This is a genomic window from Pandoraea anhela, from assembly GCF_902459655.1.
Classification (GTDB): Bacteria; Pseudomonadota; Gammaproteobacteria; order Burkholderiales; family Burkholderiaceae; genus Pandoraea; species Pandoraea anhela.
In genome coordinates this window covers 399,481-421,906 of record NZ_CABPSB010000002.1, presented here as the reverse complement: position 1 = coordinate 421,906, position 22,426 = coordinate 399,481, and the positions used below count along the sequence as shown (strand labels likewise).

The 22,426-nt window shown below is 64.0% G+C and carries 18 protein-coding genes; 12 read left to right on the top strand and 6 right to left on the bottom strand.

Features of this window, described 5'->3' with window-relative positions:
• Window positions 1-13: 13 nt before the first annotated feature.
• Genes PAN31108_RS04970 through PAN31108_RS04935 form a run of 8 tightly spaced genes read left to right on the top strand, consistent with a single transcriptional unit; the run spans window position 14 to window position 9,696 of the window.
• Window positions 14-1,660, top strand: coding sequence for a methyl-accepting chemotaxis protein (locus PAN31108_RS04970; RefSeq protein ID WP_150667749.1), 1,647 nt, complete (start codon window positions 14-16; stop codon window positions 1,658-1,660).
• 38 nt (window positions 1,661-1,698) lie between these two features.
• Complete coding sequence (locus PAN31108_RS04965; RefSeq protein ID WP_150667748.1) at window positions 1,699-2,259, top strand: chemotaxis protein CheW; 561 nt, start codon at window positions 1,699-1,701, stop codon at window positions 2,257-2,259.
• On the top strand, window positions 2,256-3,710 hold the full coding sequence (locus PAN31108_RS04960) for a CheR family methyltransferase (RefSeq protein WP_150667747.1): 1,455 nt from the start codon (window positions 2,256-2,258) through the stop codon (window positions 3,708-3,710). Before PAN31108_RS04965 ends, PAN31108_RS04960 begins: the two co-directional genes overlap by 4 nt.
• The gene (locus PAN31108_RS04955; RefSeq protein WP_150667746.1) at window positions 3,707-4,366 is read left to right on the top strand and encodes a chemotaxis protein CheW; all 660 of its coding nucleotides are present in this window, start codon (window positions 3,707-3,709) and stop codon (window positions 4,364-4,366) included. Before PAN31108_RS04960 ends, PAN31108_RS04955 begins: the two co-directional genes overlap by 4 nt.
• Complete coding sequence (locus PAN31108_RS04950; protein ID WP_150667745.1) at window positions 4,363-6,843, top strand: hybrid sensor histidine kinase/response regulator; 2,481 nt, start codon at window positions 4,363-4,365, stop codon at window positions 6,841-6,843. The genes PAN31108_RS04955 and PAN31108_RS04950 overlap by 4 nt, the downstream gene beginning before the upstream one ends.
• On the top strand, window positions 6,840-7,847 hold the full coding sequence (locus tag PAN31108_RS04945) for a chemotaxis response regulator protein-glutamate methylesterase (protein WP_150667744.1): 1,008 nt from the start codon (window positions 6,840-6,842) through the stop codon (window positions 7,845-7,847). Before PAN31108_RS04950 ends, PAN31108_RS04945 begins: the two co-directional genes overlap by 4 nt.
• Before the next feature lie 40 nt (window positions 7,848-7,887).
• Window positions 7,888-8,931 carry a diguanylate cyclase gene (locus PAN31108_RS04940; RefSeq protein WP_503124995.1) on the top strand — a complete coding sequence of 348 codons (1,044 nt, stop codon included), beginning with the start codon at window positions 7,888-7,890 and terminating at the stop codon, window positions 8,929-8,931.
• Window positions 8,932-8,946: 15 nt separating this feature from the next.
• The gene (locus tag PAN31108_RS04935; RefSeq protein ID WP_150667743.1) at window positions 8,947-9,696 is read left to right on the top strand and encodes a glutathione S-transferase; all 750 of its coding nucleotides are present in this window, start codon (window positions 8,947-8,949) and stop codon (window positions 9,694-9,696) included.
• Between the two features lie 31 nt (window positions 9,697-9,727).
• On the opposite strand, the gene PAN31108_RS04930 is transcribed toward PAN31108_RS04935, so the two are convergent.
• From PAN31108_RS04930 to PAN31108_RS04920, 3 genes are all read right to left on the bottom strand, one after another.
• The gene (locus PAN31108_RS04930) at window positions 9,728-10,378 is read right to left on the bottom strand and encodes a GNAT family N-acetyltransferase (protein ID WP_150667742.1); all 651 of its coding nucleotides are present in this window, start codon (window positions 10,376-10,378) and stop codon (window positions 9,728-9,730) included.
• Window positions 10,379-10,514: 136 nt separating this feature from the next.
• Complete coding sequence (locus tag PAN31108_RS04925; RefSeq protein WP_246183779.1) at window positions 10,515-11,954, bottom strand: TAXI family TRAP transporter solute-binding subunit; 1,440 nt, start codon at window positions 11,952-11,954, stop codon at window positions 10,515-10,517.
• A 76-nt stretch (window positions 11,955-12,030) separates the two neighbouring features.
• Window positions 12,031-12,954 (bottom strand): LysR family transcriptional regulator, encoded by a 924-nt coding sequence (locus PAN31108_RS04920; RefSeq protein ID WP_246183778.1) that lies wholly within the window; start codon window positions 12,952-12,954, stop codon window positions 12,031-12,033.
• A 263-nt stretch (window positions 12,955-13,217) separates the two neighbouring features.
• Here PAN31108_RS04920 and PAN31108_RS04915 point away from each other — a divergent pair, with 263 nt between their 5' ends.
• From PAN31108_RS04915 to PAN31108_RS04900, 4 genes are all read left to right on the top strand, one after another.
• On the top strand, window positions 13,218-14,408 hold the full coding sequence (locus tag PAN31108_RS04915; protein ID WP_150667741.1) for a M20 aminoacylase family protein: 1,191 nt from the start codon (window positions 13,218-13,220) through the stop codon (window positions 14,406-14,408).
• Window positions 14,405-15,727 carry an MFS transporter gene (locus PAN31108_RS04910; RefSeq protein WP_174994854.1) on the top strand — a complete coding sequence of 441 codons (1,323 nt, stop codon included), beginning with the start codon at window positions 14,405-14,407 and terminating at the stop codon, window positions 15,725-15,727. Before PAN31108_RS04915 ends, PAN31108_RS04910 begins: the two co-directional genes overlap by 4 nt.
• Window positions 15,728-16,240: 513 nt before the next feature.
• Window positions 16,241-17,392, top strand: coding sequence for an AAA family ATPase (locus tag PAN31108_RS04905; protein WP_150667740.1), 1,152 nt, complete (start codon window positions 16,241-16,243; stop codon window positions 17,390-17,392).
• The gene (locus tag PAN31108_RS04900) at window positions 17,389-17,988 is read left to right on the top strand and encodes a hypothetical protein (RefSeq protein WP_150667739.1); all 600 of its coding nucleotides are present in this window, start codon (window positions 17,389-17,391) and stop codon (window positions 17,986-17,988) included. Before PAN31108_RS04905 ends, PAN31108_RS04900 begins: the two co-directional genes overlap by 4 nt.
• A 201-nt stretch (window positions 17,989-18,189) precedes the next feature.
• On the opposite strand, the gene PAN31108_RS04895 is transcribed toward PAN31108_RS04900, so the two are convergent.
• Genes PAN31108_RS04895 through PAN31108_RS04885 form a run of 3 tightly spaced genes read right to left on the bottom strand, consistent with a single transcriptional unit; the run spans window position 18,190 to window position 22,268 of the window.
• Window positions 18,190-19,374, bottom strand: a complete 1,185-nt coding sequence (locus PAN31108_RS04895; protein ID WP_150667738.1) for an acetyl-CoA C-acyltransferase — start codon at window positions 19,372-19,374, stop codon at window positions 18,190-18,192.
• A gap of 27 nt (window positions 19,375-19,401) precedes the next feature.
• Entirely contained in the window at window positions 19,402-20,832 is a 1,431-nt protein-coding gene (locus tag PAN31108_RS04890; RefSeq protein ID WP_150667737.1) for a hypothetical protein, read from the bottom strand.
• Between the two features lie 2 nt (window positions 20,833-20,834).
• On the bottom strand, window positions 20,835-22,268 hold the full coding sequence (locus tag PAN31108_RS04885) for a hypothetical protein (protein ID WP_150667736.1): 1,434 nt from the start codon (window positions 22,266-22,268) through the stop codon (window positions 20,835-20,837).
• Between the last annotated feature and the right edge of the window lie 158 nt (window positions 22,269-22,426).

Here is a 22,426-nt window from a genome sequence, read left to right as displayed (position 1 = left end):
ACGGGAGCGCGGCGTGAAACACTGGTCGATCCGACATCGCATTCTGGCCAGTTTTGGCCTGATCCTTGCCTTGATGGCCCTGATGGCAGGCGTTGCTTACACGCGGCTGTCCGCCATAGAAGCGGAGGCTCGCAGCGTGGAAGACGATTCCGCGCCGGGGCTTTACTACAGCACGATGCTGCGTGGCGCTTGGTTCGAAAGCTACCAGTTGCTCCAGCAGGTCGTCGCCATCGACGATAACGACCGCACGCGCGCGGTCGACCTCGACGCCCTGCGCGCGGCCGACGCCCGCATCGACAGCTGGATCAAGGATTACGGCACGACGGTCAATCGCCCGACGGACAAGATGCAATACGACGAAGTGCGCGGCACGCGCAACCAGTACGGTCGTATCAGCACGCAGGTCATCAAGCTTGTCGTCGATGGCCAGATGCCGGCGGCGCGCGCCATGCTCACCGAACAGCTTTACCCGGAGTGGGGGCGCGGACGCTCCGCTATCCAGCGTCTGGTCGATACCAACAAGACTTACGCGGACGAAGCCACGCATAACATCAGCGAAGCGGTGACGGCCGCCAAGGCCACGTTGCTCATCACGCTGGTCGTGACGCTGGCCGTGGCGATACTGGCCGGCTGGCTGCTGTTCCGCGCGATCAGCGTGCCGCTCGCGAGCGTGATGCAGATTCTGGAAGTCATGCGCGCGGGCGATCTGACCAAGCGTCTCGATCTGGAGCGACGTGACGAATTCGGTGCGCTGGAGTCGGGCTTCAACCGGATGACGGACGAACTGACCGGCCTCGTCGGGCAGGCGCAGAAATCGGCGCTGCAAGTGACAACGTCCGTGACCGAGATTGCGGCGACATCGCGTCAGCAACAGGCCACGGCATCGGAGACGGCGGCGACGACCACGGAAATCGGCGCCACCTCGCGCGAGATTTTCGCGACCTCGCGCGATCTGGCGCGCACCATGACCGAAGTCGCGGGCGTGGCCGAACACGCGGCGACGCTCGCCGGCACGGGACACGTCGGGCTGACGCGCATGGAAGAGGCGATGCGTCACGTGGTGGAGGCGGCGGGCTCCGTGAACGGCAAGCTCGGCATCCTCAACGAGAAGGCCGGCAACATCAATCAGGTCGTGACCACGATCACGAAGGTGGCCGATCAGACCAACCTGCTTTCGCTCAACGCGGCGATCGAGGCCGAGAAGGCGGGCGAGTACGGGCGCGGCTTCGCGGTGGTGGCGACGGAAATTCGTCGTCTTGCCGACCAGACAGCCGTGGCGACCTATGACATCGAACAGATGATCAAGGAAATCCAGTCGGCAGTGTCGGCCGGTGTCATGGGCATGGACAAATTTGCCGAGGAAGTGCGCCGCGGCATGGACGAGATGCGTCAGGTCGGCGATCAGCTCGCGCAGATCATTACGCAAGTGCAGACGCTGCCGCCGCGCTTCCAGGTCGTCAACGAAGGCATGCAGGCACAGGCAACCGGGGCGGAGCAGATCAATCAGGCGCTGGTGCAACTGTCCGAAGCTGCGCAGCAGACGGCCGAGTCGTTGCAGCAGTCCAGTCAGGCTATCGAAGAACTCAATCACGTCGCCAACGGGCTCAAGAGCGGGGTGTCGCGCTTCAAGGTGCAGGCGCTCCCGACGGGCCTGGTTTGAGGGCGCCGGCACGCTCGTCGTCATTCGCGGATACCGACATGCTGTTCTTGCGTTTTGCTATCGCGACCGATCACTACGTCATCGAAGCCGGCCATGTGGCCGAGGTATTGCCGTGGCTCGCGCTCAAGCGACTACCTGCGGCGCCCGCCTGGGTGGCCGGGGCATTCAGTTACCGGGGCGAGTCCGTGCCGGTCATCGATCTGACGTGTCTGGCGACGGGGTGCGGTGCGCCCGAGCGACGCTCGACACGGCTGGTGCTCGTCCACTATCCCGCACCCGGCCCGCAGGCGCGGCGGCTGGGCGTGCTCGTCGAGCGCGCCACCGATACCTTGCGTGCGGACGCTGCCGCGTTCAAGCCGAGCGGCATCGAACTGCCCGAGGGGCGCTATCTCGGCCCCGTGCTCGATACGGAAGACGGGCTCGTGCAGTGGGTGCACATCGACCGGCTGCTGAGCGACGAAGCGCGTGCGTTGCTGTTCGACGCCGCGAAGCGCGCCCTGAGCGACGAAGCCGGGGAAGCTAACGGACCCAGCGGACCCAGTGGACTCGGTGGATCCGGTGGATCCGACGATATCGACGAAGCGAGGGCCTCGTCATGAGCCACGTGCAAGACATCGAACGTTTGCTGCGCGACACGATGGGGCTCGACGCCGAGACGCTCGGCGTCAACGCTATCGAACGTGCGGTGCGTGCGCGTCTTGCCGTCCTTTGCACGCTTTCCGCCGCGATGCAGGACACCCCACCGTACTCGCGCTATTGGCAGCGACTGCAACAGTCGCCGCAGGAGCTTCAGGCGCTGATCGAGGCGGTCGTGGTGCCGGAAACGTGGTTCTACCGGCATCGCGACGCGTTCACGGCGCTCGCGCAGATGGCGCAGGAAGCCCGCGTGTCGCGTTGTGGCACGCCGCGCGAGGCGCAGCCCATCCGATTGCTGAGCCTGCCGTGTTCGACCGGCGAGGAGCCGTACTCGATGGCGATGACGATGTTCGACGCGGGATTCGCGGCGAACGACTTCACCATCGATGCGCTCGACATCAGCGAGCGCGCGCTCGCGGTGGCGCGAGCTGGACTGTACGGTCGCAATTCCTTTCGCGGCCCGCCGGACACGATGGTGTTCCGGGATCGCTATTTCACGGCGGAGCAGGAGAACTACCGCGTCGTGGACGCGCTGCGCCCGCAGGTGCGGTGGCATGCAGGAAACCTCTTCGATGCAACGCTCGTCGACCGGCTGGGCACGTTCGACTTCGTGTTTTTCCGTAACGTGCTGATCTATTTCGATCGCGACGGGCAGCGTCGCGCCATCGCTGCGCTGGAGCAACTCATGCGTATGGGGGCGACGCTGTTCGCCGGCCCCGCCGAGGGTGGCACGCTCACCAGCAACGGGCTGGCGCCGACCGGGCATGTGCAGGCGTTTTCGTTTCGCATTGCCGGGCCGGTGCGCGACGTGACGGTGCCGCCGGCAGGGTCGACGCGCCCGACGGGCACGCTCGCGACCTTCCATGTGGCGCCGCCGGTGAGCCCCATCGAGGCCGTTACGCAGCAGCGCACTCCGTCGCAGCATGTGGCGCACGTGGACGGCGTCCGAACTTTTGCGCCGCCGGTCGTCGCGGCGAGGGAACCGGTCGAGACCGCCGCCGCACGCGAGCCCGATACGACACCCCCTGCCGCCATCGACGCGATTGCCGGGCAATTGGCGCAGGCGGGTGCCGCTGCCGACGCCGGCGACTTCGTGCAGGCCGTGTCGTTGTGTCGCGCGGTGCTCGCGACGGACCGCGCCAACGCACAGGCGGAGTATCTGCTCGGACTGGTCGAAGACGCGAGCGGCGACGCATCCGGCGCCCTCATGCATTACCGTCGCGCACTGTATCTCGACCCGGGGCACTATGAGGCCCTGGTGCACTGCGCTGCGTTGCTCGATGCGCGCGGCGACGCCGTCGGCGCGAAGCGGTTGCTCGACCGGGCCGACAGAGCGGACCGTGCCGAGCGCAATCACACGACGACATCCGAATCGCATGACCAGACGCATCGCCACGGGACACGACATCGATGACCGATCACGAATTCGCGCCTGAGACCGGTCCCGTGTCCGGCGATCGCCAGAGTGCCGCGACGCAAACCGCCAAACCGGAGAGCGGCTCGCTGCACCGCAAGGCGGCGGAACTGCTCGACCGCCTGCCCGTCGTGCCGGCCGACCCGTCGCCCTGGCGTGCGGTGCCCAGCGGGCATGAAACGGTGCGGGGCGCTTCGTTGTTGCTCTTCCGTCTGGCCGACGAATGGCTCGCGCTGCCCGCTGCCGCGATCGAAGAAGTCGCGCCGATGCGGGGCTGGCACTCGGTGCCGGGACATCGTCAGCGCGCATTGCTGGGGCTCGTCAATTTGCGCGGTGCGCTCGTGCCGTGCCTGTCGCTCGGGGAACTGCTCGGGGTGCAACCTGCGCCCCAGACGCAGGGTACGCCGACGAATGCGCTGCGCGCGAGTACGGCGCGCTTGCTCGCGCTGCGTCACGGCCATCACCTGAGCGCTTTCCCTGTGACGGAAGTGCACGGCACGATCTCGCCTGCCAGTTCGGCATTCGGGCCGGTGCCGGCAACGGCGCTGGGGGCCTCGGACGGTTTTTCCGTCGCGGTGTTGCCCTGGCGCGAGCATATCGTCGGTGTGCTCGACCCGTTGCGCGTAGGCGCGGCGTTCGACCGGAGTCTCGCATGAGCGACGATCTGCAAAACGCCACGCTGCTCGACCTGTTCCGCATGGAGACGGAGACGCAGGCACAGGTGCTCGGCGACGGACTGCTGGCCCTCGAACGCGCCCCGACGGACGCCTCCCGGCTCGAAGCCTGCATGCGGGCGGCGCACTCGCTCAAGGGGGCGGCGCGAATCGTCGGCGTAGAGGCGGGGGTGTCGCTTGCGCACGTGCTCGAAGACGCCTTCGTTGCCGCGCAGCGCGGTGCGCTCGTGCTGGACGTGCCGCTCATCGACCGTCTGTTGCAGGGCGTGGATCTGCTCATGCGCCTCGCGCATCCGCCGGGGCGCGACCCGAATTGGGCGCAGGGTGCAGGCAAGGCGGAGATCGACACCTTCGTCGACACGTTTACGCAAACGCTGGCGTCGCTCGTCGAGGGCGAGGCGCAAGGTGCGGCCTCGCCGAATGAACCGACGGCCTTCGAGTACGCCAGCTACGGCACGACCGCCGGCGACACCGGCACGCAGACGCCCGCCGCAATGCCCGTTCCGGCGCCGCAAAACATATCGATGCCGGCACCAGCGCCGATACCGGCTTCGTCGGAGGCGGGGGGGCTGTCGGGATCGATGCCGGCGGCGATGCGTGCGTTGCCCGAAGTCGACGGCGCGCGCGATAGGCTCGATAGGCTCGATGACTTGCGCGGCGCCGATCCGCAACGCAAGTCCGAGGTGACGGACGGCGCCACGCGGGCGTTGCGCGTCTCGGCGGAAAATCTCGATCGCCTGTTGCGGCTGTCCAGCGAGGCATTGGTCGCGTCGCGCTGGTCGCAGCCGTTCGCACAATCGTTGCAGCGGCTCAAACGTCATCAGCACGACGCAGGCGATGCGCTCGACCGTGTGAGTTCGGCGCTTGCGCAGGTCGCGGATCGTTCGGACGACGATCGCCAGGTGCTGCTCTCGGCGCTGGCGGATCTGCGTCGTGCGCTCGGTGTCGGTGCCCAGTTGCTCGCGGAGCAGATTCACGAACTCGACGACTTCGACCGACGCTCGACACAACTCTCGCAGCGTTTGTACGACGAAGCGCTCGCATGCCGCATGCGGCCGATCGACGACCGGCTCGGCGGCTTCGCTCGCATGGTGCGCGATCTGGGCCGCTCGCTCGGCAAACCGGCGCGCCTCGAAATTCGCGGTGCCGATACGCAGGTCGACCGCGATATCCTCGATCAACTCGAAGCGCCGCTCGGGCATTTGCTGCGCAACGCCGTCGATCATGGGTTGGAAAGCCCGGCGGTGCGCGCGGCGGCGGGCAAACCGTCCGAAGGGGTCATCACCCTCAGTGCGCGCCACAGCGCGGGCCTGCTCCTCGTGAGCGTGGCCGACGATGGCGCGGGCATCGACCTGGCGCGCGTGCGCGATGCCGTCGTCAAGCGCGGACTGGTGACGACGGATACGGCGCAGCGTCTGGACGACAACGAGTTGCTCGAATTCCTGATGCTGCCGGGCTTCACGCTGCGCGACACGGTGACGGATGTTTCCGGGCGCGGTGTCGGCCTCGATGCCGTGCGCGCGATGGTGGCGATGGTGCGCGGCACGGTGCGCATCGAACACACGCCGGGGCGCGGCACGAAGTTCATTCTGCAATTGCCGCTCACGCTCTCGGTGGTGCGCAGTCTGCTCGTGGAGATTGCCGGCGAGCCCTACGCGCTGCCGCTTGCGAACCTGTCGCGCACGCTGGCGTTGCCGCAGGAACAGATCGATATGCTCGAGGGGCGTCCGCATTTCACGCTGGACGGCAGACAGATCGGCCTCGTCAGCGCGCAGCAGGTGCTTTGCGGCACCGAGCCGATGGGCGTATCCGGCGATCAGCCGGTGGTGGTCTTCGGCGAAGGCGAGGCGCGTTACGGGCTGGCCGTCGATAAATTCCTCGGTGAGCGTATGCTGGTCGTGCAGCCGCTGGACGCGCGGCTCGGCAAAGTGCCCAACATCGCCGCCGGTGCGCTCGCGGAAGACGGCTCGCCGTTACTCATCATCGATACGGCCGATCTGGTGCGCTCGATCGTCAAGGCGGTGGAGATCGGGTCGCTGGAACGTTTGCCGATGCGCGCCGCGCAGGTAAGCGGCCGCGGCCGCAAGCGCGTACTGGTCGTGGACGATTCCCTGACCGTGCGCGAACTCGAACGCAAGCTGCTCGCCGCGCGCGGCTACGACGTGAGTGTGGCCGTCGATGGGATGGACGGGTGGAATGCCGTGCGCAGCGAATCGTTCGATATGGTGATTACCGATGTCGACATGCCACGCATGGACGGCATCGAGCTGGTCACGCTCATCAAGCGCGATGCGCGCACGGCAGAACTGCCGGTCATGATCGTTTCATACAAGGATCGCGAGGAAGATCGGCAGCGCGGACTCGATGCGGGTGCCGATTATTACCTCGCGAAGGGCAGCTTCCACGACGACGCGTTGTTGCGCGCGGTCGTGGATCTCATCGGGGAGTCGGGGTCATGAGAATCGGTATCGTCAACGATTCGGTCATCGCGGTAGAAGCCCTGCGTCGCACGCTCGCGCAGCGGCCGGGTCTGGATGTCGTATGGGTGGCGCACGACGGTGAGCAGGCGGTACGCATGTGCTCGCCCGTGCCGCCCGATCTCGTGTTGATGGACCTTGTCATGCCGGTCATGGACGGCGTGGCGGCCACGCGCGAGATCATGCGCCGCACGCCGTGTCCTGTGCTGATCGTCACGTCGGACGTGGGGCATCACGCGAGCCTCGTGTACGACGCGATGGGCGCCGGCGCGGTCGATGCCGTCGATACGCCGGTGCTGGGCGTCTCTGACCTCGCGCGCCCGGCGTCGTCGTTGCTCGCCAAGATCGAGGCGATTGCGGCGCAGCAGGCCGATGCACGCGTTCCCCAGCCGAGTGCGCCGGTGCGCGCCACGACCGGCACCGACGCGCTGGTGGCCATCGGCGCGTCCGCAGGCGGCCCGGCGGCGTTGGCGACGTTGCTGGGGCGCTTGCCTGCGAACTTCGGCGCGGGCGTGATCGTCGTACAGCATGTGGATGACGCATTCGCCCCCGGCATGGCGGCGTGGCTCGACCAGCAGACGCCGCTCACGGTGCGGCTGGTCGAGGCAGGCGAGTGCCCTACCGCCGGCACGGTGTTGCTCGCGGGCGGTAATCGGCATTTACGAGTGGACGCGAGTGGTCGCTGCGTGTATACCGACGAACCCAGAGATGCGGTGTATCGTCCGTCCATCGACGTTTTTCTGCGCAGCGTCGCCGAGAACTGGCGTACACGGGCGGTCGGCGTGCTGCTGACCGGCATGGGCCGCGATGGGGCCGCCGGGCTCGGCGCAATGCGCACGCAGGGCTTTATGACGATTGCGCAGGACCGCGCGACCAGCGCGGTGTACGGCATGCCCAAAGCGGCAGCCGAGGCGGGTGCGGCCTCGCAGATTCTGCCGCTGTCGATCATTGCGCCTCAGTTAGTGACGCTGTTCGGCACCGTATAAGCAGAATGATGAAATCAGAGGATCAGAGGGACGAACAACGATGACGACAATCCCGCGCCAACCCAAATCCGATCCGCAGCCTATCGGCAGCGAGACCAACCTGAGCGAATCGTCGGCAATGGTATTGCTGGTCGACGATCAGGCAATGGTCGGCGAGGCGATCCGACGCGCGCTCAGCGGCGAGCCGAACATCGACTTCCACTACTGCTCGAATCCGGAAGACGCGCTGCGCGTAGCCGAGCAGACGCGTCCCACGGTCATCCTCCAGGATCTGGTCATGCCGGGGACCGACGGCCTCTCGCTCGTGCGCCAGTACCGCGCCAGCCCGCTCACGCGTGACATTCCAATCATTGTACTGTCGACGAAGGAAGAGCCGACGATCAAGCGCGAAGCTTTTTCCGCCGGAGCGAACGACTATCTGGTCAAGCTGCCCGACACCATCGAGCTGGTCGCCCGCATTCGCTACCACTCGCGCTCCTACATGAACCTGCTGCAACGCGACGAGGCCTACCGGGCGTTGCGCGAGAGTCAGCAGCAGTTGCTGGAGACGAATCTGGAGTTGCAACGTCTCACGCATTCCGACGGGCTTACCGGCCTCGCGAACCGTCGATACTTCGACGAGTATTTCGGCGCGGAGTGGCGTCGCGCCTTGCGCGAGCAGCGTGAAATGGCGCTGCTGATGATCGACGTCGACAACTTCAAGATCTACAACGACACCTACGGCCACATTGCCGGTGACGACGTGTTGCGTCGCGTGGCGAGCACGATGGCGGATGCCGCATCGCGTCCCGCAGATCTGGCGGCGCGCTTCGGCGGCGAGGAGTTTGTGATGGTGTTGCCGAACACCTCGGCCAACGGGGCGGCGGCGATCGCGGAGAAGGTGCGCGCGCAGATCGAAGCGATGGCGATTCCGCACGTAGGCTCGGCCAACGGCCGGCATGTGACGATCAGTCTCGGCGGCGCGGCGTTGGTGCCGCGCACGCACATGGCGTCGACCTCGTTGATCGAGTCGGCGGATCTGGCGCTGTATCGCGCCAAGCAACAGGGCAAGAATCGCGTGGAGATGCAGCCAGGCGCTTCCTGAGCCTGAGGAGGGTGCATGACCTTCGAGCTGTTCTATTGGCCGGGCCTGCAAGGGCGCGGCGAGTTTGTCCGCCTCGCCTTCGAGGCAACCGGTACCCCGTATGTGGAGATCATCCGGGGGGACGAACCCGGTCAGGGCATGGACGGGCTTCTGCACACGATGGACGATCCCGTTTGCGCCGATCCCCCTTTCGCGCCGCCCTTTCTACGCATCCGCCATGCCTCGGGCGACGAACTGATCGGGCAGACTGCGAACATCCTCGCCTATCTCGGGCCGTTGCTGGGGCTCGTCGGCGAATCGCCCCGCGCGCGCCGCTGGGTCAATCAGTTGCAATTGACGCTTTCCGATCTCGTGGCCGAAGTGCACGATGGCCACCATCCCATTGCCAGCCGTCTGTACTACAGCAACCAGCGCGCGGAAGCGCGTAAGCGTACGGCGGATCTGATCGACTTCCGTTTGCCCAAATTCTTCGGCTATTTCGAACGCGTGCTGGCGAACAATCCGCATGCGGGCGGATGGCTGTCCGAGGGGGCGATGTCGTACGCCGATCTGTCGCTGTTTCAGGTGATCGAGGGGCTGTATTACGCCTTCCCGCGTGCGATGTCGGGCTTCGCGAAGGCATTCCCCCGGTGTCGGGCAGTGCGCGATGCGGTCGCCGGCGAACCGCTTGTTGCGGCCTATCTGAAGTCGTCCCGGCGTATTCCGTTCAATACCACCGGCATCTTCCGGCATTACAAGGCACTGGATCGCGCCTCGCCGTTCTGAGGCGCCATCGCGCGCGCTTTATCGCTCCCCATCACGCGGGGAGCGCCTTATCGCCGGCGTTCAGCGCACGTTGCATGAGCACGGTGTCGATCCACCGTCCGAACTTGAAGCCGACGGACTTGAGCACGCCGACGTGCTCGAAGCCGCACGCGGCGTGCAGCGCGAGCGACGCCTGATTGCCGCTATCGCCCACATTCGCGATCAATTGCCGCCACGGGCCGCCTTCGCAGTGTGCGATGAGCGTGCGCAGCAGGGCGCGCCCGACGCCTTGTCCGGTGGCGTCCGCCGCGATGTACACCGAGTCTTCCAGCGTGAATCGATACGCCGAGCGCGGGCGGTAATACGTGGCGTAGGCGTAGCCGAGCACGTTGCCGTTGCGTTCGGCGACGAGATACGGCAGACCGGCGTCGCCGATCCGCTTGCAGCGCGCGCGCATCTCCGCTTCGTCGGGCGGGACTTCCTCGAACGACGCCGATCCGGTGAGCACGTGATGGGCGTAAATGGCGGTGATGGCCGGCAAGTCGTCGTCACGCACGGGACGCACGGTGCAAGCGCCGTGTGCGCGTTCGGTGCTGGCGAGGTGAGGCGTCTGCGTCGCGGGCGCCGCCGTGGACGAAGACGAATGCGAGGGGTCTGACGAGTGTGGCGCGTGTGGCGCGTGGGGCGAGTCGGACGACGACATGCTAACGAAGTGGAACGTTGGATTTCACAGCGGACCGGCCTTCCGGTCCGCGAATGTCAGTAGTGTGCGCCGTCTTCCATCATAAGAAAAGCTTGTGTTAATTATAAATTGCATAAGCTTCGCTTTGAGATGGGGGTCATGCGTCGGTCGTCTTCGGCTCGCCTTGGGAGATAGCGTCGGCTGGCGGCACGCCGCCGGCGCGCTGAACGGCATTGCCGTCCACTACCGCCGGTTCGGCATTCATGGCGTCGAGCCGTTGACGCACGAAGCCGATATGCTCGCGCAGCACGTAGAACTGATCGGCGTAGGCGAGCGGAATTTTCAGCCGGTTGACGGCGGCCTCAACGGCATCGAGCCGGTGACGCAGGCTTTGATATTCCGAGTGGGCGTTATCCGCCAGCGCCTCGCGCTCCAGCGCGATGAGCGCGCCGTACCAGCGATACAGCCGCGACTTCACGCGCCAGCTGTACAGCGACGGCACCAGCCGGAACGCCGGAATCAGCACCACGATGATCGGCACGAGCAACACGACGATCCGGTCGGCAAGGCTCGCGATCCAGAACGGCAGATGCCGGTACAGGAAGCCCTTGCCCGATTTGTAGTAGCGGGCGGCGTCGTCGGAAATCGGGAACTCGTGCACCTGCGCCGACGGGAATTCGTCCGCGCGTTGCAGCAGATTTGCCTTGCCGTGCACCTCGCGGGCGGCTTCGATCAGCAGATCGGAGAGCGCCGGGTGCAGGCTTTCTCGTGCGACAAGTTCGACCGTCGGGCTGATGACGTGCACGGGTTGTGCGGGCAGATTGCGTCCGAGATCGAACACGCCGCGCGGTAGCGTCAACTGATTGAGATACGTGAAGCGCCGCGTGTAGGCGTCGGCTTGCGCAAAGTCCATCAGGCGAACGCCGGGCGTGCGGATGAGCTTGCCCATCGTGGGGCCGGTGGCCGTGTCGCCGGTGAGCATCGCCGCGTCGACGCGGCCGTCGATGAGCGCCTGCGCGGCTTCCTGTCCGTCGTAGGCCGTGAGTGTGGTCGGGCCGCCCGGCTCGATACCGTTGGCCTTGAGCAACGTCAGCGCGAGCGCACGCGCGCCACTGCCTTCGCGGCCGATAGCGATGCGCTTGCCGGTAAAGTCGGAGAGTTTGGTGACGCGCGCGCCGCGATAGAACACCGAAATCGGCGCGTAGAACATGCTGCCGAGCGACACGAGGCCGTCGGTGTCGAGACCCTGCGACACGCCGCCCTGCACGAGCCCGAGGTCGACGTTCTGACGATCGTCGGCGAGACGTTCGATGTTCTGACGCGAGCCTTCCGATGGCAACACATTGAGTGTTATCCCATCGCGCGCGAGGATCGTTTTGTAGCGCTGCGCCGCATTCCAGAACGAACTGCCTTCCGGCCCGGCGCTCAGCGTGACAGTGCGCGGCGGGGCTGGTTGCACGAGCCACACGGCAAGCCAGATGGCCGCTATCGCGACAAGGACCACAGGGCCGAAGGAGACGGCGAGATCGCGCCAGGAAATCGCGACGAAGCGCGCACGGAGTCGCCGGTGGGCGGGTGGGTTCGGGTCAGTCGTCATCAGTCGATCGGGCGCGATCAGGCGGGCTTGTCCAACACCCGGCCGATCATACGCCATCTGCGTTGCTCATTTTCACTCAGCGATTGGCGAGGCTCTGCGCGAGTTGCTTCCAGAGGTGGTCGGCGGCGGGCGAAAGGCGGCGTCCGACGCGGGTCATCATCTGGCTGGAAAAGCCGGCGGCGATCGGATGATCGATGGGCACCGCGACCAGTTCGCCGAGTTCGATGCCGCGCCGCGCCGTGATCGCCGACATGAACGCCACGCCGAGGCCGGCGGCGGCGAGCGTTTGCGCCGTATTGAACAGATCGACGCGATAGGCGGGCGTCACGTTCAGGCGCGCCGTATCGAGCACCGAGTGCACGAATTGTTGCACGCCGTGCGTTTCCGTCATGAAGATGAGCCGCTCGTGCACCAGTTCCGAGGGCGGCACGCTGGTCATCTTCGCGAATCGGTGCGTGGGTGCGACCACCGCGCACAGCGCCTTCGCCGCGAAGGGGTGGATACGCATCGCGGGATCGTCTTCGGAGCGGGCGCACAGGCCGATGTCGACCACGTCGTCGCGCACGAGCGCGAGCACGGCCGGCGTAGGACCGGAGCGGATCTCGACGAGAATGTCGGGATAGCTCATCGAAAAGCGCTGCAACGCCTGTGCGATCAGGCGCCCGATGAAGCCCTCGCCCACGCCGATCGCCACCCGTCCGCGCTTCAGATGCCGGTATTCCTCGAGGCGTGCCGACAGATCGCGCTGACGTCGCTGGCCGTCGCGGTAATAGTCGATAAGTACCTGACCGATTTCGGTGACGATCACGTTGCGTCCGCGGCGCTCGATGAGCGGGAAGCGTAGACGCCGCTCCAGCGCCGCGATCTGCCGGCTGACCACCGACGGGTTCACGCCAAGCGATTCTGCGGCCATGCGCACCCCGCCGGTCGCGGCAATTTCGGCCAGGTATTTGAGCGAACGTTCGCCGATGTCGTCCATCCAGGAATCGCCGGTCATCATCTTGTTTCCCTGTTACGTTTGCGTGAACGCGCCGGTCTGACGCCTGCCGGGCAAGGTCGCCGACAACCGTCGGACCAAAGCGGCGGCGGGCATTGCCAAGTCATTGAATCGACGTTGGTTTTTGCTGTCGACACCGGCATCGTGCAGACTTTGGAAAGTGTCTGATTGTTGCCTTAAAAGCAACATTTTGACGTGCTTTGCGTCATGGGTGCGAAATTTCGTCGGTGCAATACTCCGCGGTATTCAAAAAGAGAGGAGCCCCGATGAGCGAGATTCGCTATTGCGAGGTGAGCGATCTGGCCGACGCGCGCGAGCAGTTGGCCGACATTCGACACCACATCCACCAACACCCCGAGCTGTCCTTCGAGGAAGTCGACACGTCGCGTTACGTGGCCGAGAAGCTGGAAAGCTGGGGATATCGCGTCACGCGTAACGTCGGCGGTCACGGCGTGGTGGCCTCGCTCACCGTAGGCACGAGTGCGCGAACGGTCGGGGTGCGTGCCGACATGGACGCCTTGCCGATTCATGAACAGACGGGGCTGGCTTACGCCAGCGTGCACGATGGCAAGATGCACGCCTGCGGCCACGACGGTCACACGACCGTCTTGCTCGGCGCGGCCCAGCAACTCGCCAAGACGCGCAATTTCGACGGCACCGTCAACCTGATCTTCCAACCGGCGGAGGAAGCCGGTTCGAACAGCGGTGCGGAGCAGATGATTGCCGACGGCCTGTTCGAGCGCTTCCCGTGCGAAGCGATCTTCGGTTTGCATAATCATCCGGGCGTGGCCACCGGCACGTTCGGTTTTCGCGCCGGCCCGCTCATGGCGGCGTGCGACACCGTGAAGATCCGCATTCATGGCCGTGGCGGCCATGCTGCGCGTCCGCATCTCGCGATCGATCCGGTGATGATCGGCAGCAGCCTCGTCATGGCGCTGCAAACGGTCGTCGCCCGCAACGTCGACCCCACGGAAGCTGCGGTGGTCACTGTGGGCACGTTCCATTCGGGCTTCGCTCCGAACGTGATTCCCGAGGATGCAACGCTGGAACTGAGCGTGCGCTCGTTCTCGGCGCAGGTGCGCGCCACGCTCGAAGCGCGCATCTGTGCGCTGGTGAAGTCGCACACCGAAGGGTACGGTGCGAGCGCCGACATCGAATACATCCGTGGCTATCCGGTGCTCGTGAATAGTGAAGCCGAGACCGAGTTCGCCCGCAGCGTGGCGCAGGAGCTGGTCGGCGCGGAGCACATCATCGCGCCGTTCCCGCCTATCGCGGGCAGCGAGGACTTCGCGTACTACCTGCAAAAGGTGCCGGGCTGTTTCATTCGCCTCGGTAACGGCGAAGGCAAGCCGATGCTGCACAACGCCAAATACGACTTCAACGACGACAATCTGACCATCGGTGCGGCCTTCTGGACGCGTCTGGTCGAACGCTTTCTCGCCAAGGACCGCGCATGAGCATTGCAACGCAAACCCAACCGCCGTCGTTCGCGGCTGACGGCGCATCGTCGTCGCAAATGTCGTCCGCGCAGCAGCGCAAGATCGTTTTCGCCGCCGTCATCGGCAACTTGCTGGAGTTCTTCGATTTCACGGTCTACAGCTATTTCGCGCTGACGATCGGCAAGCAGTTCTTCCCGGCGGACGATCCCATCACGTCGTCGCTGCTCGCCTTCGCAGTGTTCGCGGTGGGCTTCGTGATGCGCCCGCTCGGCGGTATCGTGCTGGGTCGCTACGCCGACCGCGCCGGTCGCAAGCCGGCGCTCACGCTCACCATCTTGCTGATGGCGCTCGGCTCGGCCGCCATCGGGCTTGCGCCGACGTATGCGCAGATCGGTCTCGCGGCCCCGCTGCTGATCGTGAGCGCGCGTTTGCTGCAAGGTTTCGCGCAAGGCGGTGAATTCGGCGCGGCGACGGCGACGCTGTTGGAAGTGGGCGGCGCCAAGAGTCGCGGTTTCCGTGCGAGCTGGCAGTTGGCCAGTCAGGGCGCTGCGGCCCTGCTCGGTTCGGGGCTGGCGGCGAGCCTCGGCTTTCTGCTCTCGGACGACACCATGCATAGCTGGGGCTGGCGTATCCCGTTCCTGCTGGGCACGCTGATCGCCCCGGTCGGGATCTATCTGCGTCGCCACATCCAGGAAGAGCCGCCGAAGGCGAAGGCCATTGCCGGTCGCGACGACCCGAAGCGCGGCGTGTACGTGCGCAACTGGTTCCTCACGATCTTCTCGATCGCGGGCATGTCCGTGTCGACGTATGTGATGATGTACTACATGCCGACGTACTGCATTCAGTACCTGGGTCTGCCGCCGAAGATGTCGATGCTCGCCGGCGTTGCCGCGAGCACGATCTCCTTGGTGATGTGCCCGATTTACGGCGCGTGGTCGGACAAGATGGGCAAGCGCAAGCCGCTTACGATGTTCGGACGCGTGGCGCTCATCGTCCTGCTGTACCCGGCGTTCTGGATCATGACGCATTACCCGTCGCTGCCGGTAGTGCTCGCCGCGCTGATCGTGCTGATGTTCTGCTACACGATGGGTTCGGCGCCTGCCTATGCGCTGATGCCCGAGAACTTCCCGAAGCATTTGCGTGCGGGCTACATGTCGAGCGCGTATGCGATTTCGGTGTCGGTGTTCGGCGGCACGGCCCAGCTCGTCGCAGGCTGGCTGATTCGCGTGACCGGCAACAAGATGACCCCGGCGTGGTACATGATCGCCTGTGTGGTCGTGTCGCTCATCGCCGTGTCGATGTTCGAAGAGACCGGGAACAAGGTGTTGGACGAGTAATTGTCGGGGAGCCGCACTAGTGTGTGATCCCTTGCTTGCCCCGTGATGCACTCATACAAACGCCGCGCACTCATGCGTGGCGTTTGTTATTTGGAAGATCGAATCCGCGCGACGTCGAGGCGAAAACCGGAGCCTGCAATGGCGCACGGCCGACGCAGTCGGATGAGTTGCCGAGCGAACAATTACGCGTCGTGAGCGCAAGGACGCGCTCGGAGGCGTGTTGAGTTTGTCGATGGACGTGTGGGCGAAGGCCGGTGAGGGAGGATCAAGCGTCATGCGGAGCACCTTTCACTAGTCAATCTGCGATCCCCCCACCCGCTATATGTGAAGAGTCTCAGATTCGGTATGCACGTCCATTTGCCTCAACCCTACAAGCGCATTACTTGGCAGGTTGAGATGCTGCGTGCCCGATGGATGCAAGTCGACCTCACGCTATACTTACCACGCTAGGCCCTGCCTAAAGGTAGCCACCTCTACCCGTTCGATACACCGAAGCGACTTCCGGCTCCAGACATGCTAATTACTCGACTCAGACTGAAAAATTGGCGTAACTTCAAACACCTCGATGTTCCGCTCGGGAGTCGAACGTACATCATCGGTGCGAATGCTTCGGGGAAATCAAACCTTCTGGACGTGTTTCGGTTTCTCCGAGACATCTGTCGACCCGCTGGCGGCGGGCTTCAGAAGGCTATCGAAGACCGAGGGGGATTAAAGAAACTGCGCTGTTTGCAGGCTCGAACCGACAACGAGGTTGAAATCTTCGTTGCGATCGCTGACGACATAGATTCCGCGCCGATATGGGAGTACACACTTGCTTTCAAGCCGGAAGGCAAAGGTCTACATCGGGTCTTAGTAACTCGAGAAACAGTTTCTCGTGCCGGGAAGTCGATACTGAATCGCCCTGATAAAGAGGATAAGTCGGACGAGTTGCGTCGAACGCAAACTGCAATCGAGCAGATCAACTCAAATACTGACTTCCGCGACATTGCTGACTTCTTCCGCGAGACCACTTATCTTCATCTCGTCCCCCAACTGTTGAGGCATACCGAGATCTCTTCACGTATTGCGGAGGGCGATCCATTTGGACAAGGGTTGCTGCAACGAATTGCGAAAACACCACAAAAGACACGGGACGCCCGCTTGCGACGGATCCAACAGTCCTTGGAAAAGGCGGTGCCGCAGTTCAATCAACTCAAGTTCGAGCAAGACAAGATCACGGGCCTTCCTCACTTGATGGCGTCCTATCAGCATTGGCGGACGCATGGAGCTTGGCAGCGAGAAGATCAATTTTCCGACGGTACTTTGAGACTTCTCGGACTCCTCTGGATGTTGCAGGAGAACAACTCATTGTTGCTGCTTGAAGAGCCGGAGCTGTCACTCAATGACGCGATAGTGACGCACATCCCACTCATGATTGATCGGGTGCTTAGGAAGCAAAAGGCATTTGGTCGACAGGTGATTATCACAACGCATAGTGAAGCGCTTCTTAGCAATCCTCTTGATGGCAGAGCAATAATTCTGCTGGAGCCTGCAAGTGACGGCACCCTGGCCCGCGTAGCGGACGAGCAGGAGCTTGGCTTAATGGAGGCGGGGTTGACGCCGGCGGATGTCTTGCTTCCCAAAACCCATCCGGAAGGCATCAATCAACTTGGACTGTTTGAATGACGACCGTTCTTGTCGTCGGTGAAGACGAACTGTGTTGCGTTATCGCAGAAGCGCTTCTCTCACATGTGGGAGTGCCATTTGAGATCAAGCAACGTCTTGTCTCGGGCGGCGAAAGCAAGTTTCGGCAGAAGATTCCCGCGATGAACAATGTCGCGGAGAATGTGATGCCGGTACTGATGATTGCAGATGCCGATCAGGCAGCATGCGTCGTCGAGCAACGAAACCTGTGGCTCCCCCGCAATCCCAGTATGCGTCTCGCAATGCGCTTAGCGGTACGAGAGGCGGAAGCATGGGTTTTGGCGGATCACGTTGGTTTCTCGAAGTTTGCAAACGTGAGCAAGGATGTATTCCCGACACGACCCGAGGCAGAGATTGACCCGAAGCAAACGCTTCTTGGAATTGTGCGGCGATGCAAGCGGCGAGAGCTTCGCGAGGAAATGCTGCCGCTCAAGGGGGCGACGTCTCCTGTAGGACTGGGTTACAACATCCACATGAGAGAGTTCGTACAGAAGTACTGGAGCGTTGGGCGAGCCGCCGGACGAGCGCCGAGTTTAGCCCGGGCGATCCCGAGGATTGAATCGCTCTTAACGCGCTAACCACCAAATGCAATGGTCGTCTTGTCTTTGCAAGTCGTGACATGCGCGTGTCGCTCATTGCCGTGTCGATGTTCGAAGAGACCGGGAACAAGGTGTTGGACGAGTAACGCGTCACTCCACCCGGCAGCGCAACGAGAAGGCGGCTCCCGTAAGGGGCCGCTTTTTTGTTTGCGTGAATGACTATGGCCCGGGGCGTTGCCGTCAGAGTCGTTCGAAGACGGCGGCAATGCCTTGTCCGCCACCGATGCAAGTCGTGACGAGCGCGTAGCGAGCGCCGGTGCGTTGCAACTCGTGGACCGCTTTCGTCACCATGACCGCGCCGGTCGCGCCGACGGGATGCCCGAGCGCAATCGCCCCGCCGTTCGCGTTGACGCGCGGGGTGTCGAGCGACATCTCCTTCAGAAACGCACCGATGACCGATGCAAACGCTTCATTGACTTCGATCACGCCCATGTGCGTGAGGCGAAGGTCCGCGCGCTTGAGCACTTCGCGCGTTGCCACGATCGGACCGATGCCCATCTCTTCCGGCAAGACGCCTACCCGTGCATGTGCGATGAGACGTGCAAGCGGGCGCAATCGTCGCGTTTGTGCATTGCGAACGGTTGTCATGAGCACTGCCGACGCCCCATCGTTGATGCCGGAGGCGTTGGCAGCGGTAATGGTGCCGTTTTCACGACGAAAGACGGGCTTGAGGTGCGCGAAATCGTCACTGCACGACGCGACCCGCACGCGCTCGTCGCGCGCAAAGCTGGCAGGCTTGCGTGCGGTGCCGACCTCGACCGGCACGATCTGCGCATCGAAGTAGCCCGCGTCGATGGCATGCACCGCGCGTTGGTGTGACGCCAGCGCGATGGCGTCCTGTTGCGCGCGGTCGATGTCGAAGTGCTCGGCGATGCGTTCGCCCAACTCACCCATATGGACACCGGTCATCGGATCGGTGAGACCGCCCATGAGCGTGTCGGTGGCGACGACATCGCCGGGGCGCGAGCCGAAGCGATTCGCAGGCAGCAGGTAGGGCGCGAGACTCATGGTTTCGGCCCCGCCGCCGATGGCGGTCTCGGCTTCTCCGGAATCAATGAACTGAGCGGCGAGGAGCACGGCTTCCAGCCCTGAGCCGCACAGGCGGTTGACGGTCAATGCGCCGGCGCGCGGTGCGACGCCGCCGCCGATGGCGACACGACGTGCAAGGTACATGTCGCTCGCCGATGTCTGGTGAACGTTACCGAAGACAACCTGATCGACCGTGTCGCCTGCGGTGCCAGAGCGATCCAGCAATGCCTGAACGACGGCGCTGCCGAGGTCGGCCGGCGTCTTCTCCCGCAACGCGCCGCCGAATTCGCCAATGGCCGTGCGTACGGCGTCGATGATGACAATGTCGTGGTTCATGGTTGCGGCCTCCAGGGGGGAGATCGACTATTGAGGAATGTCAGCGGGATCCATCGGTACCGGGGGTAAAGCGCGCGGGCCGGACAAGGCGAACGATTGAAGTGCGGGATCGTAACGGAAGACAACACCGCCGTTGTTTGCCGACAGATTGATTTCGACAATGGGCATGAAGCGGCCCGTCGTGGTCATGTAATCTCGCTGGACATACTGCGGTCCACTTAAGCTGCCGTTCATGTAGAAAAACGCGTCGATGCCGATTTCCAGTGGTGCGTTTTGGGGCCACGGAGCGAGAATCGCTTCATTCCATGGCCATGGGTAACCCGCCGAGAGATACGGACGGACTTCGAGACTGAGTTGGAACGACTCGGGATCGACATTCCACACGCAGTAGCCGCGAGTCATTCGGTAAGCATTGAACGTTGCCACGCTGTTCACCCCGACATCCTTGCATCGGACGTAACGCGAGCATCGGTCGGGTATGCCGGTGCTTGCATCCTGTGAGTAAATGCAGCGCATGACCATCGGGTGCTGCACGGGGGCTGCGAACTCGCTCATGACTATCCCGGAGTCATTACCTTTCCAATACAGAACATTGACGCCCGCATCGGCACGGAGATAAGAGAATGAGACACCTTGCGCTGCCACCGATCCGGGGCTAGGGTTCCACGCCTTGAACGTGGTTCCCCAGCCCGTGGTTCGAACGATGACGCCGTTGCAGTAGTAAGCGGAGCGACCATCGGGACACACTCGCCGGGTGTCTGCATAGCGCGCGTTGAGAATCGCAGCGGTGGTGTAGCCGTAATCCAGTTGATCGCGTTCGTCGTAGCCGAACGACGTTCCCCCGTTGGGCCTGAACAGCACCTGAAGGATCGGCAGCCACTGCCTCGTCTTGTTGTAGTACTGCCGCTGATACTCCAGCGCAGTCGACAGTTGGCCGCCATTGCCGATGTCGTAGAAGATGGCTTGCACGGCGAGCTTGTCGGGGGCCGCGGGATTCCACAGGCTGACGCCGACGCTGTTGGGCTGCCCCGGACACTCGACGCAAGGCGGCCCGCCCGACGCGCCTGGCGGCGGACATCCGCACTTCAGGTCGTAGGGCTGCCCGGTACCGAGCGCTGTCGGTCTGTCCGCGAGGATGAAGCCGACGGGGAGCGCAAGCCGGGGGGGGTCGATATCGCGTCTCACGTAATCGAGACGCGCGGTACCGTTCGCTGTCTCCGTTGGGCTCAGCGCAAAGAGATCACCGCCGATCGATGGGGGAACGCGCATCAGCACCCCCGAGCAGTCCTGCACGGGGCTGTTGACGAAGCACTTCGCGGGCGTCTTCTGGTAGGGTTGATTGACGACGTAAGCGATGTCGGCGCCGCTCAACGCCCATGCGGTGAATGAATGAACGACGATCCATCCCGCGAGCAGCAGGCGAATGCATCGAAGCGTGATGAAAGGGGCGCGTTGCATTGCTACTCCGGAATGTCGGCCGGATCCATCGGCACAGGAGGTAACGTGCGCGGGCCGGAGAGCGCAAACGATTGAAGCGCGGGGTCGTAGGAGAAGATCCTCCCGCTGGCGGCGTTGAAGTCGATCTTGATCAGCGGCATGAAGCGGCCGGTCGTCGCCATGTAATCGCGCTGCACGAATTGCCCGCCGCTCGCGTCGTTCGCCATAAAGAAAAACGCCTCGATGCCGATGCCCAGTGGAACGTTCTGCGGCCAGATCGCGATGATCGCTTCGTTCCACATGTGTCCGAGGTTCATTGGCAGACCCGGGCGTGAATCGATGCTCAACTGGAACGAGACCGGATCGACGTCGAACGCGCACATCGAATACGCCCGGTAATGGGCGCGAAACGCGGCGGGCGTGGTGATGTTCATCGCGTTACACAGCACCGGATAGGTCTTGTGGCAGCGATCGGGCGTGCTCGTGCCGGCATCCTGCGCGTAGATGCAGCGCATGCGAAGCGGGTATCGTGCCGGTGCGGCCAGTTCGCGCATGACGATGCCCGCGTCGTTGCCCTTCCAGTAAAGCGTGTTGACGCCCGCGTCTGCCCTCAGGAATGAAAACGAGACCCCTTGCGCGGAGACCGATCCCGGGCTGGGATTCCACGACTTGAACCCCGCGCCCCATCCCGTCACACGGACCAGCACGCCGTTGCAGTAGTAGGCGCTGCGCCCGTCGGCGCACACCCGCCGTGTGTCGGCGTAGCGTGCATTGAGGCTCGCGAGCGTCGCGTAGCCGATGTCGAGCTGATCCTGATCGTCGTATCCGAACGACGTTCCGCCGTTGGGTCGGAACAGCACCTGAAGGATCGGCAGCCATTGGCGCGTTTTGTTGTAGAACTGCCGCTGATACTCCAGGGCGGTCGCCAATTGTCCGCCATTGCCGACGTCATAGAAGATGGCTTGCACCGCCAGCCGGTCCGGCGTTGCCGGATTCCACAGGCTGACACCGGCGCTGTTGGGCTGACCCGGGCACTCGACGCAGGGCGGCCCGCCGGACGCCCCCGGCGGCGGGCAGCCGCACCTCAGATCGTAGGCCTGTCCGGCGCCGGCCGCCGTTGGCCGGTCGGCGAGAATGAAGCCGACGGAGTTCGCCAGACGAGTGGTCTCGATATCGCTGCGCACATAATCGAAGCGCGCGGTGCCGGCTGCCGTCTCCGCGGCACTCAGCGCGAAAAGGTCGCCACCGGCGGTGGGCGGCACCCGCATGAGCACGCCCGAGCACTCCTGTGCGGGGCTGTTGACGAAGCATTTTGCCGGGGTATTGCGGTAACGCTGATTGACGAGGTAGGCGACGTCTGCACCGCTCAACGCCCATGCGCCGAGCGAATGAGCGACGAGCCAGCCCGCGAGCAGCGGGCGAACGAATCGGAAAAGATCCAGGAGAACGTGTCGCATCGGTCGCTCCTTCGAACGACGTCCCGCCGACGCGCACGTCGGCGTCGGATGCAGGACAGTTCCGGTAGCTTAGGATGCACGCCCTTTCGCATCACCTGACAACGTTGACAGGGGGATGGCGTGCGGTGAGGTTGGCGTTGCTCAGTGAGGCAGCCACG

Coding starts and splice junctions, on each gene's coding strand:
- PAN31108_RS04895 (WP_150667738.1), bottom strand. CDS start 19,374: ATGAACCACGACATTGTCATCATCGACGCCGTACGCACGGCCATTGGC.
- PAN31108_RS04885 (WP_150667736.1), bottom strand. CDS start 22,268: ATGCGACACGTTCTCCTGGATCTTTTCCGATTCGTTCGCCCGCTGCTC.
- PAN31108_RS04910 (WP_174994854.1), top strand. CDS start 14,405: ATGAGCATTGCAACGCAAACCCAACCGCCGTCGTTCGCGGCTGACGGC.
- PAN31108_RS04890 (WP_150667737.1), bottom strand. CDS start 20,832: ATGCAACGCGCCCCTTTCATCACGCTTCGATGCATTCGCCTGCTGCTC.
- PAN31108_RS04900 (WP_150667739.1), top strand. CDS start 17,389: ATGACGACCGTTCTTGTCGTCGGTGAAGACGAACTGTGTTGCGTTATC.
- PAN31108_RS04930 (WP_150667742.1), bottom strand. CDS start 10,378: ATGTCGTCGTCCGACTCGCCCCACGCGCCACACGCGCCACACTCGTCA.
- PAN31108_RS04925 (WP_246183779.1), bottom strand. CDS start 11,954: ATGACGACTGACCCGAACCCACCCGCCCACCGGCGACTCCGTGCGCGC.
- PAN31108_RS04950 (WP_150667745.1), top strand. CDS start 4,363: ATGAGCGACGATCTGCAAAACGCCACGCTGCTCGACCTGTTCCGCATG.
- PAN31108_RS04935 (WP_150667743.1), top strand. CDS start 8,947: ATGACCTTCGAGCTGTTCTATTGGCCGGGCCTGCAAGGGCGCGGCGAG.
- PAN31108_RS04965 (WP_150667748.1), top strand. CDS start 1,699: ATGCTGTTCTTGCGTTTTGCTATCGCGACCGATCACTACGTCATCGAA.
- PAN31108_RS04915 (WP_150667741.1), top strand. CDS start 13,218: ATGAGCGAGATTCGCTATTGCGAGGTGAGCGATCTGGCCGACGCGCGC.
- PAN31108_RS04960 (WP_150667747.1), top strand. CDS start 2,256: ATGAGCCACGTGCAAGACATCGAACGTTTGCTGCGCGACACGATGGGG.
- PAN31108_RS04945 (WP_150667744.1), top strand. CDS start 6,840: ATGAGAATCGGTATCGTCAACGATTCGGTCATCGCGGTAGAAGCCCTG.
- PAN31108_RS04920 (WP_246183778.1), bottom strand. CDS start 12,954: ATGATGACCGGCGATTCCTGGATGGACGACATCGGCGAACGTTCGCTC.
- PAN31108_RS04905 (WP_150667740.1), top strand. CDS start 16,241: ATGCTAATTACTCGACTCAGACTGAAAAATTGGCGTAACTTCAAACAC.
- PAN31108_RS04940 (WP_503124995.1), top strand. CDS start 7,888: ATGACGACAATCCCGCGCCAACCCAAATCCGATCCGCAGCCTATCGGC.
- PAN31108_RS04955 (WP_150667746.1), top strand. CDS start 3,707: ATGACCGATCACGAATTCGCGCCTGAGACCGGTCCCGTGTCCGGCGAT.